15 protein-coding genes and 1 riboswitch are annotated in these 16081 nt (G+C 36.4%); of the genes, 5 read left to right on the top strand and 10 right to left on the bottom strand.

Annotated features, from left to right (window positions below; translation table 11 throughout):
- Positions 1-148: 148 nt before the first annotated feature.
- Positions 149-343 carry a sortase B protein-sorting domain-containing protein gene (locus Q0516_RS02330; protein ID WP_294468325.1) on the bottom strand — a complete coding sequence of 65 codons (195 nt, stop codon included), beginning with the start codon at positions 341-343 and terminating at the stop codon, positions 149-151.
- A complete protein-coding gene (locus tag Q0516_RS02335; protein ID WP_294468327.1) occupies positions 331-2562 on the bottom strand; it encodes a MucBP domain-containing protein in 2232 nt (743 codons plus the stop codon). The genes Q0516_RS02330 and Q0516_RS02335 overlap by 13 nt, the downstream gene beginning before the upstream one ends.
- Before the next feature lie 414 nt (positions 2563-2976).
- On the opposite strand from Q0516_RS02335, the gene Q0516_RS02340 reads away from it, so the two are divergent.
- The 3 genes from Q0516_RS02340 (at position 2977) to Q0516_RS02350 (ending at position 6191) form a co-directional block, all read left to right on the top strand.
- A complete protein-coding gene (locus tag Q0516_RS02340; protein WP_365945721.1) occupies positions 2977-4011 on the top strand; it encodes an alcohol dehydrogenase catalytic domain-containing protein in 1035 nt (344 codons plus the stop codon).
- Between the two features lie 133 nt (positions 4012-4144).
- Positions 4145-4933 carry a glutamate 5-kinase gene (gene proB / locus Q0516_RS02345; protein ID WP_294468329.1) on the top strand — a complete coding sequence of 263 codons (789 nt, stop codon included), beginning with the start codon at positions 4145-4147 and terminating at the stop codon, positions 4931-4933.
- Between the two features lie 19 nt (positions 4934-4952).
- Positions 4953-6191 (top strand): glutamate-5-semialdehyde dehydrogenase, encoded by a 1239-nt coding sequence (locus tag Q0516_RS02350; RefSeq protein ID WP_294468347.1) that lies wholly within the window; start codon positions 4953-4955, stop codon positions 6189-6191.
- 420 nt (positions 6192-6611) lie between these two features.
- Here the strand turns inward: Q0516_RS02350 and Q0516_RS02355 are convergent, their stop codons facing one another.
- Together Q0516_RS02355 and Q0516_RS02360 are read right to left on the bottom strand one after the other, a co-directional pair.
- The gene (locus tag Q0516_RS02355; RefSeq protein WP_257480576.1) at positions 6612-8285 is read right to left on the bottom strand and encodes a formate--tetrahydrofolate ligase; all 1674 of its coding nucleotides are present in this window, start codon (positions 8283-8285) and stop codon (positions 6612-6614) included.
- A 16-nt stretch (positions 8286-8301) separates the two neighbouring features.
- Positions 8302-8835 carry a folate family ECF transporter S component gene (locus tag Q0516_RS02360; RefSeq protein ID WP_294468332.1) on the bottom strand — a complete coding sequence of 178 codons (534 nt, stop codon included), beginning with the start codon at positions 8833-8835 and terminating at the stop codon, positions 8302-8304.
- Between the two features lie 64 nt (positions 8836-8899).
- A riboswitch (THF riboswitch) is annotated at positions 8900-8991 on the bottom strand.
- A 124-nt stretch (positions 8992-9115) separates the two neighbouring features.
- On the opposite strand from Q0516_RS02360, the gene Q0516_RS02365 reads away from it, so the two are divergent.
- Entirely contained in the window at positions 9116-10396 is a 1281-nt protein-coding gene (locus tag Q0516_RS02365; protein ID WP_294468334.1) for a hypothetical protein, read from the top strand.
- Positions 10397-10852: 456 nt separating this feature from the next.
- On the opposite strand, the gene Q0516_RS02370 is transcribed toward Q0516_RS02365, so the two are convergent.
- Positions 10853-11098, bottom strand: coding sequence for a helix-turn-helix transcriptional regulator (locus tag Q0516_RS02370; RefSeq protein WP_007050005.1), 246 nt, complete (start codon positions 11096-11098; stop codon positions 10853-10855).
- Positions 11099-11310: 212 nt separating this feature from the next.
- Here Q0516_RS02370 and Q0516_RS02375 point away from each other — a divergent pair, with 212 nt between their 5' ends.
- Positions 11311-11532, top strand: a complete 222-nt coding sequence (locus Q0516_RS02375) for a helix-turn-helix transcriptional regulator (RefSeq protein WP_294468336.1) — start codon at positions 11311-11313, stop codon at positions 11530-11532.
- Between the two features lie 363 nt (positions 11533-11895).
- On the opposite strand, the gene Q0516_RS02380 is transcribed toward Q0516_RS02375, so the two are convergent.
- From Q0516_RS02380 to Q0516_RS02400, 5 genes are all read right to left on the bottom strand, one after another.
- Entirely contained in the window at positions 11896-13542 is a 1647-nt protein-coding gene (locus Q0516_RS02380) for a nucleoside kinase (protein WP_257481178.1), read from the bottom strand.
- Positions 13535-14080: a Holliday junction resolvase RecU gene (locus tag Q0516_RS02385; protein ID WP_294468339.1), complete on the bottom strand. Its 546-nt coding sequence runs from the start codon at positions 14078-14080 to the stop codon at positions 13535-13537. The genes Q0516_RS02380 and Q0516_RS02385 overlap by 8 nt, the downstream gene beginning before the upstream one ends.
- A gap of 74 nt (positions 14081-14154) precedes the next feature.
- Positions 14155-15075 (bottom strand): hypothetical protein, encoded by a 921-nt coding sequence (locus tag Q0516_RS02390; RefSeq protein WP_294468342.1) that lies wholly within the window; start codon positions 15073-15075, stop codon positions 14155-14157.
- On the bottom strand, positions 15072-15197 hold the full coding sequence (locus tag Q0516_RS02395; RefSeq protein WP_299237299.1) for a hypothetical protein: 126 nt from the start codon (positions 15195-15197) through the stop codon (positions 15072-15074). Before Q0516_RS02395 ends, Q0516_RS02390 begins: the two co-directional genes overlap by 4 nt.
- A gap of 140 nt (positions 15198-15337) precedes the next feature.
- A complete protein-coding gene (locus tag Q0516_RS02400; protein ID WP_257481181.1) occupies positions 15338-15589 on the bottom strand; it encodes a hypothetical protein in 252 nt (83 codons plus the stop codon).
- Between the last annotated feature and the right edge of the window lie 492 nt (positions 15590-16081).

Consider the following 16081-nt stretch of genomic DNA (forward strand, 5'->3'; position numbering starts at 1 on the left):
GTTAAAGAAAAACATTTAAATAAATATTAAAAAATATTTGAAGAAATCATAACCAAAACAAATTATAAGTAAGTATACTCCATAAATATTATTGATTTTATAAGTCGTTTAAAGCAATAAAAAAGACAGGTTTGACCTGCCTTATTTATTATGCTTCTTTTGATTTTCTTATCATATACATCACTCCGCCTGCCGAAATCATTGCAAGGATAAAATATAAACCAAGATTATTCTCATCGGACGTCTTTACCGAACCGGAAGGAGGAGTATTTTTATTTGATATATCTCTTCCGTTACTCGTTCCCACAGAATTTTTCTTCTTACCATTATCTACACTATCCATTTTTTATAAACAAAAATGATTTCCTGATCGTCTCTTGAATAAAAACCGGTTTTACTGCCCAGCGTCTTTACATATTCATATCCTTTTATATTAGGGTATTTTATATCATATCTTTCTTCCAAACCTCCGGTATATACGACTTCTTTCTTTATCGTATTCCCTTTTTCGTCTACGAATTTTACCGTTACCTTACCTACTTCTTTATAAACATACGTAACGACTTTTACATCTTCGGCAAATTTACCGCTTTCTTTGCCTTCAACCTTTACCAGTTCAAATCCCTTGATATTCTCTTTTTTTGTCTTATAATTATCGCCTATTTGACCGTCATAGACATTATCAGGATGAATGGTGTTCCCGTTGATATCAACATATCTTGCAACGACACTGCTCGCGGTATCTATAGCAGATAAAGGATTATAAACGACGGTTATTACCTTCACATTTTCCTCTATTTTACCCTTTTCTTCCCCAACGACTTTTTCCACTTCATATCCCGGTATTTGAGGTTTAGGGACTTCATATTTATCTCCCACGCTCCCGTTATGAACGACGTCCTCTTTTATGATATTCCCTTCTTTATCTTCATACCTTACCACAACGCTTCCGCCCTTACTGTCATCTGCGGCATCATCGGGACTCTTCTTAATATAAATATATTTTACTTCCTGGCTGCCTTCTGTAAATTTACCGCTTTCACTTCCCACGACTTCTTTGAAATCATATCCCGGTATAACAAGTTTTGATGTCTTATAATCATCCCCGACTTTTCCTTTATATATCAAATCGGAATGGATTTCATTGCCTGCTTCGTCCACGTACTTCGCGGTCACATCACCTCTTTTGACAGGTTCAGGAGGTGCTTCCTTTTTATAAACATAAGTAACGATTTGAGGAGTATGTATGAACTTACCAGTCTCATTGCCCTCGACTTTTAAAAACTCATATCCCTTTATCTCAAGCTTGCTTGTTTTATAATTGTCATTTTCAAACCCCTTATACACTATATTTTCGCATAACTTGTTCCCGTCTTCATCCACATATCTTGCAGTTACCGTACAAGGCATGGACACTTTGTATACAAAGGTAACATCAATATTCCCGTCAGGAAATACTCCCGAAGCATTTCCCTCGGTCTTTACATATTCATATCCGTATATAGCTTCTTTATCTATATTATAAGGCTCGTCTTTTTCGCCTTCATATATTTTATCATCTTTTATCTTATTCCCGTTTATATCCACAAATTTTGCTGTAACGGTACCCTTAACTATCTTTTTATATACAAAAGTAACATCTGTATTACCTTCAGGGAATGTTCCCGAAGCGTTCCCTTCTGTCCTTACATATCTGTACCCTTCTATATCCTCTTGAGACACACTGTAAGCTTCCCCTTTTTCGCCTTCGATCTGCTTGTCATCTTTTATCTTATTTCCGTTTTCATCTACATAATGTACGTTTACAAATCCCTTAGGCTTGAGTTCCTCGATTACTTCGTCAGGGTCGATATATTTATCCCATATTTTTATGGCATATACTTTTCCTCCGGGTGTAGCTTCCGAACTAGTGGCTATATCATCAAAGAAAAATCCTAGTCTGGTTTTACCGTTTACTACAGCCGGAACACCCTGGTCATTACTGTCATTTACCTGTAAATCAAGTGTTTTGGTATCTCCGTTCACTATGTATGCTTCAAAAGACTTTGACTTGTTTCTTCTGACTATCATATCTACGACTTTATTAGCCGGTGTTGTACTCGATCCCTGCACAGCATAATTATAAAATCTAAGATGTCCGCTGTCGTAAAAATAAAATCCTGTATCCACAGCCGAATTCTTATAATCTATGATTTTTCTCCAGCCCGGTCCTGTCTGTTCAAAGGAGAATTTAAGACCGATAGTATATTCTTCACCGATATTCTTGTCTATATCGATATAAAATCCGCCGCCTCTCGCCTGAGTGGATTTCCACTGAAAATAAGGTCCGTAGCTGTCCGAACCGTAAGACGTGGAAGAATTGTTCCTGTTGCTATTTCCCGTACTGCTCCATTTTGTAAGTACTCCGTGCCCTTTTTGGTCGGTTAAATTGCTGTTGAAATTGTACTGAACATAAGGTTCATTTTTCAAAGTCGCCGCGTTTATCATACTCGGAACCATAAAAACAAATGCAATAAGCATGCAAATAACGCCAATTCTTTTTCTTAATAATTTTTCCTTCATTATTATTGCTCCCCCTAGCTTTAATCAAGTTACACAAAGTATACCTTGTGTAACAATAAAAAAAGATTTAATTATAAGATAAATTAATACATATTATTATTTATTATGATATATTTCTTGTTTTTTTCTTAAATATACCGCATTAGTTTTAATATACCACATTTGTCACAAAAATTATACCTTTTTAGACAATTTCTTAAAATTTTTAACCACAAAATTATTTATTTATAATGGATTTTATTATTTATATTAAAAAATATACTATTTTATCGAAGCAAATCAACATACTAAAATAATAAACAGGGGCGCGGAATCCCACGAAGTGAGGCGCAGTGCCCCGAAAAAGAAAATAATGACAAAGAAATAAAATGGTGATAAACTATACTTAATAAAATATTAAGCGAGGTAGAAAAATTGAGAAAGGTAATGTTATACGAGCCGGGAGATTTAAGGCTCATAGAATGCGAAAAACCAAAAGCGGGAAAAGGAGAAGTACTTATAAAAAACGAAGTTTCTCTTACCTGCGGTTCAGATGTAAAAAGTTATATCAGAGGATATGCAAAACATACACCTCCGTATAACATAGGTCACGAATGCAGCGGTGTAGTCGCAGAAGTGGGAGAAGGAGTTACTAAGTTTAAAGTCGGAGACAGAGTGGTGGCTCATAATTCGGCTCCGTGCAACGAATGTTACTACTGCAAAAAAGGAATACATTGCATGTGTGAAAACCTCATTACAAATCAGCTCAAAAACGGAGGTTTCAGTGAGTATCAGCTCATACCGGAAATAATAGTAAAACAAAATATGTTCCATATCCCTGATGATATGAGCTTTAAACAGGCGGCACTTCTCGAACCTTTTGCGTGTGCGGTTTACGGAGTTTCTGAGATACCCGTTGAACAGGGAGACTACGTAGCTGTAAACGGATGCGGTCCGTCGGGACTTATGTTTATAAGACTTTTATATTTAAAAGGGGCAAGAGTCATAGCCTGCGACAAAAGCAAAGTGAGACTTGAAGCGGCAAAGAAGCTCGGTGCTCATGATGTAATAAATATAGAAGAAGTAGACGACCAAGTTCAGGCTGTCAAAGATTTGACCCCGGGGAAAAGAGGAGTCGACGCTGCCGTAGAAGCAGCGGGAAGCGTAAAAGTATGGCAGATGTCTATCAACATGGTCCGTCCGGGAGGATTTGCACTTCTTTACGGAGGAACAAAAGCGGGAGAAGAACTTACTGTAGATACAAAACTTCTTCATTATTCTCAAATCACGATAAAAGGACTTTATCATACGACTCCTTTATATGTAAATCAAGCATTTGAACTATTAAAGATGAAAGTCATAGATGAAAAGGATTTTCTTTATAACGAATACAAGCTGGAAAATGTAAAAGAAGCATTGATGAACCATCATGAAGGGAATGTGATAAAGAACTACATAACATATAATTAAATATAAATAAAAAGAAGTTTAGTTTTCTAGACTTCTTTTTTAATCTATATTTAAATTATTATACATTAGTTTTCTTTACAATTCTGCTTGTTTTATTATATAATAATAAATAAACTAAAATTAAGGATAGATTATGAAAAACGTAGTGAAAGCAAAAAAAATTGTCATAAAAATAGGAACTTCCACGCTTACTCATAAGACGGGAAATATAAATATAAGAAGAGTGGAGCATTTGGTGAAAATAATTGCAGACCTTAAAAATTCCGGAAGGGATATAATCCTTGTTTCTTCGGGAGCGGTAGGGGTCGGAATGGGTAAGCTCGGGATAGACAGAAAACCCAAGGACTTATCTCAAAAGCAGGCTCTCGCAGCCATAGGACAGTGCGAACTTATGTATTTATACGATAAATTATTTTCGGAATATAACCATAACGTAGCACAGGTCCTTCTTACCAATGATGTAATTTCAGAAAAGGAAGATATCCTTAAAATAACCAACACATTTGATAAACTGCTTAAATACAACGTCATACCGATAGTAAACGAAAACGATACGGTAAGCACGGAAGAACTTGAATTCGGAGATAACGACACATTATCCGCCGTAGTAAGTTCAATCATAAAAGCAGACCTATTAGTTATCCTAACGGATATAGACGGACTTTACACAGATAACCCAAGTAAGAATAAAGATGCAAAGAGGATAGAAGTCGTTGAAGAAATAACCGACGATATAGTAAACTGCTGTTCCGACGCGGTAAATAACCTCGGTACCGGAGGAATGATAACCAAGATCAAAGCGGGACAAATAGCCTTTGAAAATAATTTTGATATGGTAATTTTATCATCAAAAGACCCTAACGATTTATACAGTCTCTTTGACGGAGAAAACAAAGGAACGTTATTTAAAGTAAGAAAGTGAGGAAATACAGATGTTTAATATGAACAGTTTAGGCAAAAAAGCTAAGATAGCAGGCAGAAGCATAAGCGATTTGAATACAAACAAAAAGAACGAAGCTCTTGAGTGCATCAAAAATGAACTCATAAGCAACATGAAAAGTATCATTAAAGCTAACAAAGAAGATATTATAAATGCCAAAGCAAATGGGATGAAAGAGTCCATGATAGACAGGCTTACTCTTGACGAAGACAGAATAAAAGCCATAGCAAATTCTATAGATAAAGTCATCAATTTAAAAGATCCTGTGGGAGTTATCTCGGGAGGATCCAAAAGACCAAACGGAATGGAGATAGTAATAAAGAGAGTCCCTTACGGAGTCGTTGGTATAATATTCGAATCACGTCCGAACGTTACGGTCGACGCGGGATGTTTATGCCTAAAATCCGGCAATGCATGTATCCTAAGAGGCGGTAAAGAAGCGATAAATACAAATACAAGGCTTGTAGAAGTAATGAGGGGTGCCGTAAAAAAAGCAGGACTCAATCACGATGTAATCCAGCTGGTTTCCGACACGGACAGAAAATATGTATCCGAAATGGCTAAGCTTACGGAATATATAGATGTATTGATCCCAAGAGGAAGTGCGGGACTGATAAGGTCTATAAAAGATATCGCAACTGTTCCATTCATCGAAACGGGAGCGGGAAACTGTCATATATATATAGATGAATTTGCCGATAACGATATGGCTGTTGATTTGACAGACAATGGGAAAACACAAAGACCAAGCGTATGCAATTCATTGGAGACACTTCTAATTCATGAAAAGAAAGCAGAAGAAGTCCTTCCTCTTATATATAGTAAGCTCAAAGAACATAATGTGGAATTCAGAGGAGATGAAAGGACTGTAAAAATCCTCGGAAGCAAAGCAAAAAAAGCCACCGAAGAAGATTACAAGACAGAATACAACGATTATATAATCGCAGTAAAAATTGTAGAAAACATAGAAGAAGCGATAAATCATATCAATAAATATTCAACAAAGCACTCCGAATGCATAGTTACAAAAAATATCGAAAGCATGAATTTATTTACTTCAAAAATAGACAGTGCATGTGTCTATGTGAATGTTTCAACAAGATTTACAGACGGTGAAGAATTCGGTTTCGGAAGCGAAATAGGTATAGCGACTCAAAGGACCCTTCCAAGAGGACCTATGGGACTTAATGAACTTACTACAATAAAATACGTTATTACCGGCAGCGGACAGATAAGATAAAATAAAAGCTCCCATATGGGAGCTTTTTTATTTACCTTACGGGGCACTACGCCTGCCTTCGGCAGATTCCGCGCCCCTAACCAACCTATATTCACGTTAAAATCCCAATCAACTCAATTCAAGAATTTCTCCACTCCTGCCCCTGCAAAAACAATCAATATTACTTTAAAACATAATTTTCTAATCAAATATTACCCATTAAAATTTAAATATTTCAGCCCCTTTTATATTTAAAGCCTTTAATGATAAATCATATAATCCAACTCTGCTTCTCATAAAATCCAAACGCAAAACCTGCTTAATTTTTTGAACCTTGAATTTTTAAATTCTAAATATCACTACACGATTATTTAAAATCATAAACAAAAAAGACCGCTTTCACGGTCTTTAAAATAAGTTTTATTTTCTATAACAATACTTCTAAAATAATCCCGATATCTTTCCGTTTTCGTCGACATCAATTTTAAATGCAGCGGGTTCTTTTCCAAGCCCCGGCATTTTCATAACGTCTCCCGCAAGTGCTACTATAAAGCCCGCACCCGCAGAAACGGTCATATCTTTGATGGTTATTCTGAAACCTTCCGGTTTACCGAGTTTTGTTGGGTCGTCTGAAAGTGAATACTGAGTTTTAGCTATACAGATAGGCATATTTCCAAAACCTAATTTTTCAAAATTATCCATTTCTTTCTTAGCCTTTGGAAGGAAGTCAACGCCCTCTGCTCCGTATACTTTTTTTGCTATCGTTTCAATTTTTTCTTTAATGCTTAAATCAGTGTCATAAGAGAATTTAAAGTTATTTTCTTCATCGCAAAGCCTTATAACTTCTTTTGCAAGGTCTTCTCCGCCTTTGCCGCCTTTTTCCCAAACTTCGCTTAATACTACGTTTACGCCGAGCTCACTGCATTTGTCTTCAATGAGTTTTACTTCTTCATCGGTATCATTGACAAATTTATTTATAGCAACAACACAAGGAAGTCCGAACACATTCTTTATGTTGTCAACGTGTTTGAGTAAATTAGGAAGTCCCTTTTCAAGAGCTTCCAAGTTCTCTTTGCCAAGGTCGTTCTTGCTTACTCCCCCGTTATATTTAAGAGCTTTTACCGTCGCAACTATTATTACAGCGTCGGGTTTAAGGTCTGCAAGCCTGCATTTTATATCAAGGAATTTTTCCGCCCCGAGGTCTGCCCCGAAACCTGCTTCCGTTACTACATAATCACAAAAATGCCTTGCCATTTTTGTAGCGATAACGCTGTTACAGCCGTGAGCTATATTCGCAAAAGGTCCTCCGTGAATAAAAGCGGGAGTTCCTTCCAAAGACTGTACCAAATTAGGTTTTAAAGCGTCTTTTAGAAGTGTCGCCATAGCTCCGTTGGCTTTTAGATCTCTCGCTGTAACGGGCTTACCCTCCATATCATATGCGGCAACTATGTTACCCAGTCTTTCTTTCAAATCTGTGATATTATTGGCAAGACAGAATATAGCCATGACTTCGCTTGCTACGGTTATATCAAATCCGTCTTCACGAGGTGTCCCGTTTACTTTTCCGCCTAAACCGCAGACGATATTCCTAAGCTGTCTGTCGTTCATGTCGATAGCTCTTCTCCAAACTATCCTTCTCGTGTCGATATTAAGCTCGTTGCCCTGCTGGATATGATTATCTATCATAGCCGCAAGGAGATTGTTAGCCGCAGTAAGAGCATGTAAATCACCGGTAAAATGAAGATTGATGTCTTCCATAGGAACGACCTGAGCATATCCGCCTCCGGCAGCTCCGCCTTTTATACCGAACACCGGTCCGAGAGAAGGTTCTCTAAGTGCCATTATAGTGCTGTACCCCAACCTTCTTATGGCGTCTGCAACACCTATGGTGGTAGTGGTCTTCCCTTCTCCCGCAGGAGTGGGGTTGATAGCAGTAGTAAGGATAAGTTTTCCTTTTTTGTCTTCAGTCCTCTTTAAAACATTGTAGTCTACCTTTGCTTTATATTTTCCGTAAAGTTCTATATCGTCTTCGCTTAAACCTATTCTCTTTGCCACTTCTCTGATGTCTTCCATCTTTGCTTCCTGAGCAATTTCAATATCACTTTTGTAACCCATTTTTAAATCCTTCTCCTTAAACCTTTATTTTGTTCTTAGTATTATTATATAGAAAATAAATTATTGCACTGTTTAGAAAAATCATGACTACGGCTTTTATCAACCTTTGCGGTATCATAGCTATCGTAGCGTAACCGTACATCTGAATCAGGAATGCGGTATTTAAAATTATCGAACATATTACTTCACACAGTACTACTATAAGTACAACATGTTTTAAGCTAAGTTCGATGTTTTTCCTTTTTACCATCATTGCAATAAGTCCGGGAATGAGTCCGTATAGGGCGCTTGTGAGGGTAAAACCGAGGTGGAACGCACCTCCGTCCGACTTTATAACGAATTGAATAAAATCAGACAAAAACCCTATGGCAAAACCATAAATCGGTCCAAGGAGTATCCCCGAAAAAATCGTTGGAACGGTAGTAAATCCGATCCTGAAATTAGGTGTCACACTGATTTCAAACATCTTCAGTACTATCCCCATTGCAATTAATAGTCCCGCGAAAACGATTTTTCTCGTACTAACTAAACTAGAGCTTGCTCTATTCATACTTCTTACCTCCTAAGTATTACTAGACAAAGCTCCGCTATTCATGACATATTTAAATGAAATATACAGCGGACGCGACAAGATACCGCAACTTTCGTTTTCGTTTAAAGGCAACTTCCCATCCTTTAACACTTAACGCATCTTATCTACTCTGCGAAAATATTATAACATAAAGTAATTACGATATGGAGAAAATATTAAAAATATATTAAATAATTGATATTTTGATTTAAAAATAGTAAAATTAAGTAAAATCTTAAAATGGGATTATGGGGTAAAAATGGAAATAACACTTGATAACAGGATTTTAAACGGAAAAGTTACCGCTAAACCGGTTTTGGAAGACTTAAAAAGATATTTGATATGTTCCCTTTTCACGAGCGAAACAAGTATTATAAACAATGTTTTATTCGATAAAGAAACTAAGGAGATACTGGATATATTAAGTCTGCTGGGGGCACGTATAACCGTAGACGAATATCAGGGAAAAAGAAAGACTTTAAGGATAAAAGGTTCATATCCTTTTGATATAGATTTAAAAGAAATAGACCTTAGGAACAACTTAAATCTGCTTAGGACTTTTGCGCCCATTTTGCTTATATCCAAGACTAAATTCAATCTTAAATATAAGAATGTTATCATACAAAATCCTTTGAATTCATTCTACAGCCTCTTTTTTGAAAAGGGATTTACAAAAATCCAAATGGAAAAAGGTGAATATCCCATAAAAATAAAGACGAGTATTGATAAATCCGTTTTTTATATAAGAGCCGACATCGAAAAGGAATGTTTATCCACACTTCTCTCAATGCTTCCCAGAGCCTACAGAGCCTCTAAAGTGATTATCCTCGGAGAGATAAAAGATAAGGCTTATATAAGCAGGACCATTCAAATATTAAAGGACTTTGAAATAGACGTAAAAAACAAAAACTTTAAAGAGTTCGATATCATAAATACAAAATATGAACCATGTAATGTAACAATAGAAAACGACTTTACCATGGCAAGTGTATGGATAACAGCAAGTGCTCTCGGTCATAAGGTAATGGTTAAGGATTTGAACCTAAAAAGCAGGCAGGACAATAAAAAACTTCTGGATATTTTAAAAGTAATAGGCATAGACATACTGGCAAGCCCCAAAGGAGATATAATAGCAAGACCGAACAGGATAAACGCCTTTAATATAGACATAAGCAAAGTACCCGATTTAATGCCGTATCTTGCAGTGATAGCGAGCGTTGCCGACGGCACCAGCAAGCTTAAAAATGTAGAGGACATCTACATAAAAGATACCCTTGCAGCAAATGACTTGGTACACGCGATAAACTCCGTCGGAGGCGACAGCTTCATCTTCGGAGGAGACCTTATCATAAGAGGAAGGGAAATGTTAAAGGGCGGTACTGTAAACGACTTGAAGCTTCACGAAAGCATATTTGCACTGTGTGCGGTTTCAAGGCAGGCACTAAGCCCCATAAAAGCAAAAGTACCCTCCGCAATGCCAAACTACTACAAAGAATTCTACAGAGATTTCACAAGGCTCGGGGGTAAAAGGCTTCACTAATTTCTTTTTAAAGAAACAAATATCAGGGGCTTTGCCCCTAAAACCCTATATAAGGGACTCCGTCCCTTAGGAAACTCTGCGGGGTTTCGCCCCGCACCCCAAATTCTGTAAGGCTCTGCCTTACAATCCGCCCTTTTTTGTCCGAAGAAACAAAAAAGGGATAAAAGTTCTTCCGCTAGGCGCGGTGCCTAAGCCTTCGGCAAAAGGGATATTAAACTTACTTCAGTAAGTCACCCGCAAATTACCTAAAAGATTTATTACCTTAAATAAAAGATAAAACTTTTTAAGGTAATGTGCGGGATATAGGTTATTTCACAAAATGCGGGTAGTATTCAAAAGAAACCCGCAATTTTTCCAAACGACAGCTGCGCCTACGCATATTGCACTCAATAGAATATTTAATATATTTACATAAAAAAAGAACCCAAGGGGAAAACGAAGGTTCTTTTTTATTATTTATTTTTCCTGATCATAATCCCTGTTTTTAAACGGTTCATAATCAAAAAATTCATATAAGCTTATGTCGAGAGCATCACAAAATCTAATTATAAGTTTTAATGACGGCGAAGAAGACTTCCCGTCTCCTATGCTGTAAATACTGGTCGTAGGCATTTGATGTTCTCTGCAAAATTTATTTATGTTTGTGCCTTTTTCTTTTAATAATTCGGTTATTCTTTTATAAACGATTTTTGAAATTTTCATATCATCTGTCCTCTGATTTTTTTCTTCTATAAGTAAAGTATTTACATCGCAAGAAAAAATATTACACAATATTTCAATTTCTTGAAATTTTATTTTTTATATGAAAACATAATATATGTTGACGTATGCTACGTCTGCATAGCTTATTTTACATTTAAAAATATAGTATTATAAAGTAAGATAAATATTTAATAAAATGTAGGAGGAAAGAAATGAAAATAGACTATTTAATGATGGGAGAAAAGTTAAAAAGACAGAGGATAAAACAGAAGCTTACACAGGAGCAGTTGGCAGAAGCTGTGGATTTATCGGTGAGCCATTTGAGTCACATAGAGAATGGAAATACAAAGACATCGCTCCAGACTGTCTTGAATATTTCTAATGTACTAAATATCAGCATTGATAAAATTTTTGGGGATAAATTTCGGAACTAAGACAAGGCATGTTCCGATAACGGAAATAGACGTGATATTCAGGGATTGTACGAAAGATGAAAAAGAGTTTTTATTAGAAAATCTGAGGCTTGTCAAAACACAATTACAAAAGAGAAGATAGAAAAAAGAATGCAGTCGCATTCTTTTTTTATATTTGTTATTTAGATATTCATTAATTATTAAAAAAGTTTCATTTGAATTGGGGGCGGGATAGCGACTGTTCCCAAAAAATCGGGGAGATTTTTTGAGGAAATCCAGTAGCGTTATAAGCCACCACGGCGATTGAGTGGAAGCATTTAATCCATTTTTGTTGCTTTGGACAAAAATGGTCGGGTTCTTAAGGGCGGACAGCCCTTATTATCTTTATTCATAAAAACTTCCCCCGATGAATTCCTTTAAAATCGAAACTCCCGGGATATATTCTTCGTCTTCTATGGTCCTAAAGAAGGATAAAAAGTCGAGTAAGTGTCTTGCTTCGTAGTAATACTTTTCATCTCTTCCTATTTCCTGTAAAAGAGGATAAGCGTACTTTTTAAGGATAGGTATCTCGTATAGCAAAGTGGAATTTATTATATAATCCGCCTGCTCTCTGTACGGGATTATGTTTACTTTTTCTCCGCTTCTCACATCTTCCCACATGCTTATGGTGTCTATCGCTTTTTTGCTTCTTGCGTGAGTATCCCTTACTATCCTCCTCAGCATCCTTATTTTTGATGTGGTTATCCTGTTATACTGGTCTATTCCCATTACGGTAAAAGGACAGATGTAAATCTTGAATTTATCCTTATCGGGTACGGAAACAGTAAGCCTTTCGTTAAGCCCGTGTATACCTTCTATTATTATAGGATTGTTTTCGCTGACTTTGATTTTTCTTCCGAACTTCTTTCTTGTTCCTGTATGGAAATCAAAGATAGGTATCTCCACTTCTTCTCCGTTTATTAGCTTTAAGAGATGTTCGTTGAACAATGAGACGTCAATGGCTTCCAAACATTCGTACATAGGCTTACCGTCTTCGTCCTTAGGAGTTATGTCTCTGTTTAGGAAATAATCGTCGAGACCTATGGTAACGGGGCTTAGGCCTCTTGCCATCAAATGAGTCTGAAGTCTTTTCGATGTGGTGGTTTTTCCCGAAGATGAAGGTCCTGCTATCAGGATTATCCTCTTTTTATCCTTTGAGGTGATAATCTTATCCGCAGCTTTTGCTATAAGGTATTCATGTCTGGCTTCGCTTGCCAGTATAAGCTCCTCTATTTCGTTGTTTTCGATTTTTTTATTGAGTGAGGCAATATTTGTCACTCCCACATCTTTTAGCCATTTATCGAACTCTTCATACTCTTCAAAGAGTTTCGGATTATCGAAAAATTCATGTACCTTATCCGGGTGAGTCTTGTCACATCCGAGAAGTATTGCTCCGTGATTGTATTTGATTATGTCGAAGACTTTTAAATACCCGGTGGAAGGAAGAAGGTCTCCGTAGAAATATCCGTAAGCCCCTCCAAGCTCGTATAAAGTGAGTATCCCGTCTCTCAGGCAGTCTACCAGCTCTTTGTTGGTAAGGAATATATTTTTGTCTATGGAAGCTTTCATGTCTTCTCTGGTAGCTTTGAGTTTATTTATATCATAATTTTCTTCTATTATCTTTTTCATCTCAGCCTTGAGCTTTTTTATATCTTCTTCGCTCAAGTCGCTTTCGTCGGTGTATTCAAAAAAGATTCCTCCGCCGAGAGAATATCCTATGGAGATCTCCCTGTCCTTAAAGACCTGCTTTGAGCTTACCGCAAGCAGGAACAGCAGGGTCTTTTCGTAAATCTTCTTTCCGAGAGATGAATTTATATAGACGAACTCAAAGTTGCAGTCCTTTTTAAATTCATAATTCAAACTCTCCACTACATTGTTGACAAGTCCTCCGACTACAAGCCTGTGATTTTCACTTAAGTGAACTATGTCTTCAATAGTTGTCCCTTCTTTAACTTCTATATTTTTTCTGCCGTCTAATATAAGCTTAATCATCTGCCTTCTCCTTCATCTCAAGATATGTACCTATCCCTTCCAAATAGTGGAGAGGATATTTTATGTCCGTAAAAATTTCCAAGTCCTTGTTGAATGCCTCATAGGGGATAGATTTCCTTCCCCCGTTTTGCGAATCGTTATAATACTTGATAAGAGTTTTCATATCTAAAATATAATATTCATCAAATTTACTAAAGTGAACCAGTAAAAATGCGACACCGCCCTGCATATCGAATTTATCCATAAATTCCACCTGATGAGAGTGGATATTCGCTATGGGAAGGGATTTATGGGTCGTTTCCTTTGCGTCGAAACAAACGGGTATGCCCTGAACATTTCCCATATAGTCTACCGTACTCTTTTCGTCAAAATATGCGAGAGAAATTACACCTCTTTCATTATCAAGCTTTACCGGCTTGATAGAAGTGGGGATCTTCTGTACGACTGCAAGGTCGTCGTCAAAATATTCTTTGTTGGTTCTGTTTATCAAATCTTCAAAGTCGCTTCCTCTGAGCCCTCTGGTCTGCCAATATCCCATTTTTTCCTCTCCTTATATCTTTACCCTTATTATATTAAAATAAAAAGAAGTTTAAAACTTCTTTTTATCATTTTCTATTCTATTTTATCGTTATTTTTCCTTTTTACTCTAAGTTCTCTTCTTTTTTTCTTCATTTTCTTGTATTTCTTCTGCCTTAGGATATAAATCACTATCCCTGCGATTATTGCAAGAAGTATCGCTCCTCCGAGAAAATATCCGAAAACGGATTCCCCCTCGGTTTCGGTATTGGTCACTGCCGCAGAAGTATTTTCTTTTTGTGTCTCTTCCTTAGGCTGTTCTGTGTCTATAGCTTTTTCGTTGTTTTTCTCTGCTGCCAAAGCCTTTTTCTTCGAGGCTATCTCCGCAGCGTCCGGAACGACAAGGTTTGTTATCTTATAACTGTCTTTTATTTTATTTATAGTATTTTTATAATTAGAAAGGCTCTTTAAGTAGCAGTCGAGCTGTAACACGTAAAGTCCCCCGTTGGTGACGGTCAGATAATAATACCCCGCACTCTTTGTGGATTTACCTTTATAATAACATTTCCAAGCCGGTATCCCGCTTAATTTTGACTTTGAAATTTCAAAAGAGTATTCGCTCTTCGCATCTCCCAGAATATCTTTAAAATACTTTGTGATATATTTTTTATCGTTCCATGTATCTTTTGTATACTGACTTTCGATATAGACTTCTTCTCTTAGGAGTTCATCTTTGGAAAGTTTTTTTTCGCTTAAAGTATCTTCGTATATGTCACCGTAGACAATTCTCGCCGTCAAATAAAAATCAACGGGGAATTCTCTTGCGTTTTCGCTCAGTTTTTCCATGTCTTTCTTCGCAGAAGAAGGAAGCTTCATGCTGACATGAAGCTTTTCGTTTGTGTAAGTTTTATATTTTTCTGCTCCCCAAATATAAGGCGATACGGCGCCTAAAACCATTAACATAGCAAGAATTACAACTATTATCCTCGCTATCAGCTGTCTCGTTTTTGGCTTCATAATATCCTCCCGTTATTGATATTATGACCTATATTATCATAATTTTTGTTTTTTGTAAAGGAATGACCGTCAAGTCTCACTGCCGCTTTTACCCCGTCATCCTTCAATAATTCATAAAACATAATAAATTTTTATTATTATATTTTCGTAAGAATTTTACCATAAAAGTTCGTTTGTTATCCTTTTTACCGTACATATTAAATAAACTCATAGAGTTCCTGCTGAAATTATATCCCTATAAAAGAAAGTAAAAAAATTTCCTTTATAACACCTCTTTTATACGTTCGTAAACATCGCTTACCTTTTCCATGAAAGTCATCAAACAGCTCCCGTCCTCATGGTCGTTTAGTACACCCAGTAAGTCTTCTGCTATCAAGTCCGCTGCTTCTTCGTTCTCTTCTTTCATATCCGAATAGTCCATATCCACAAGTACCCCGATGTCGGTCTTAAAATCATCGGTATCGCTTTCACCGTCCAAATAATCTTCGATGATTTCCAAAGCTTCGTCTATCATATCTTTACCTCGCTTATGTATTTTTAATGATTATATCATGACTTATTATTCTATACAACTAAATATATTAGGGGTTATACCATTATTTAATGTCTGTTCTTCATACGAGCTTTTGTGGAGTTTCGTACCGTACTCCTTTAAATATTTTTAAGTCGGGTTCACAAATATTTCTAAAGCAAATATATTGTACAATGAACTAAGAATTCATGTTATTGAATGTACTTCATATATTTAATTTTATTATATAAAAACCAGTCGTCATTAACTATAAAATAAATAACTTTTTTAGGTAATTAGTATATGATAGTCTTTTGTAAGTTTAATATCCCTTTTAGCGAAGATTAGCCTCCGCGGTTAGCGGAGATTTTTTCATTCTTTTTTATCTTTAAAAAAGAATATGTAATCTCTTTTAGGTAATATGCGGGTGAATGACTTTCGTAAGTTTAATATCCCTTTTAGCGAAGCTCTAAGCCACCGCGGCGAGCGGGGTAC

Origin of the sequence: uncultured Anaerofustis sp., assembly GCF_938029165.1 — a bacterium.
Classification (GTDB): domain Bacteria; phylum Bacillota; class Clostridia; order Eubacteriales; family Anaerofustaceae; genus Anaerofustis.

Coding starts and splice junctions, on each gene's coding strand:
- Q0516_RS02330 (WP_294468325.1), bottom strand. CDS start 343: ATGGATAGTGTAGATAATGGTAAGAAGAAAAATTCTGTGGGAACGAGT.
- Q0516_RS02365 (WP_294468334.1), top strand. CDS start 9,116: ATGGAAATAACACTTGATAACAGGATTTTAAACGGAAAAGTTACCGCT.
- Q0516_RS02350 (WP_294468347.1), top strand. CDS start 4,953: ATGAACAGTTTAGGCAAAAAAGCTAAGATAGCAGGCAGAAGCATAAGC.
- Q0516_RS02335 (WP_294468327.1), bottom strand. CDS start 2,562: ATGAAGGAAAAATTATTAAGAAAAAGAATTGGCGTTATTTGCATGCTT.
- Q0516_RS02400 (WP_257481181.1), bottom strand. CDS start 15,589: ATGATAGACGAAGCTTTGGAAATCATCGAAGATTATTTGGACGGTGAA.
- proB (WP_294468329.1), top strand. CDS start 4,145: ATGAAAAACGTAGTGAAAGCAAAAAAAATTGTCATAAAAATAGGAACT.
- Q0516_RS02395 (WP_299237299.1), bottom strand. CDS start 15,197: ATGTTTTATGAATTATTGAAGGATGACGGGGTAAAAGCGGCAGTGAGA.
- Q0516_RS02355 (WP_257480576.1), bottom strand. CDS start 8,285: ATGGGTTACAAAAGTGATATTGAAATTGCTCAGGAAGCAAAGATGGAA.
- Q0516_RS02390 (WP_294468342.1), bottom strand. CDS start 15,075: ATGAAGCCAAAAACGAGACAGCTGATAGCGAGGATAATAGTTGTAATT.
- Q0516_RS02375 (WP_294468336.1), top strand. CDS start 11,311: ATGAAAATAGACTATTTAATGATGGGAGAAAAGTTAAAAAGACAGAGG.
- Q0516_RS02380 (WP_257481178.1), bottom strand. CDS start 13,542: ATGATTAAGCTTATATTAGACGGCAGAAAAAATATAGAAGTTAAAGAA.
- Q0516_RS02360 (WP_294468332.1), bottom strand. CDS start 8,835: ATGAATAGAGCAAGCTCTAGTTTAGTTAGTACGAGAAAAATCGTTTTC.
- Q0516_RS02385 (WP_294468339.1), bottom strand. CDS start 14,080: ATGGGATATTGGCAGACCAGAGGGCTCAGAGGAAGCGACTTTGAAGAT.
- Q0516_RS02370 (WP_007050005.1), bottom strand. CDS start 11,098: ATGAAAATTTCAAAAATCGTTTATAAAAGAATAACCGAATTATTAAAA.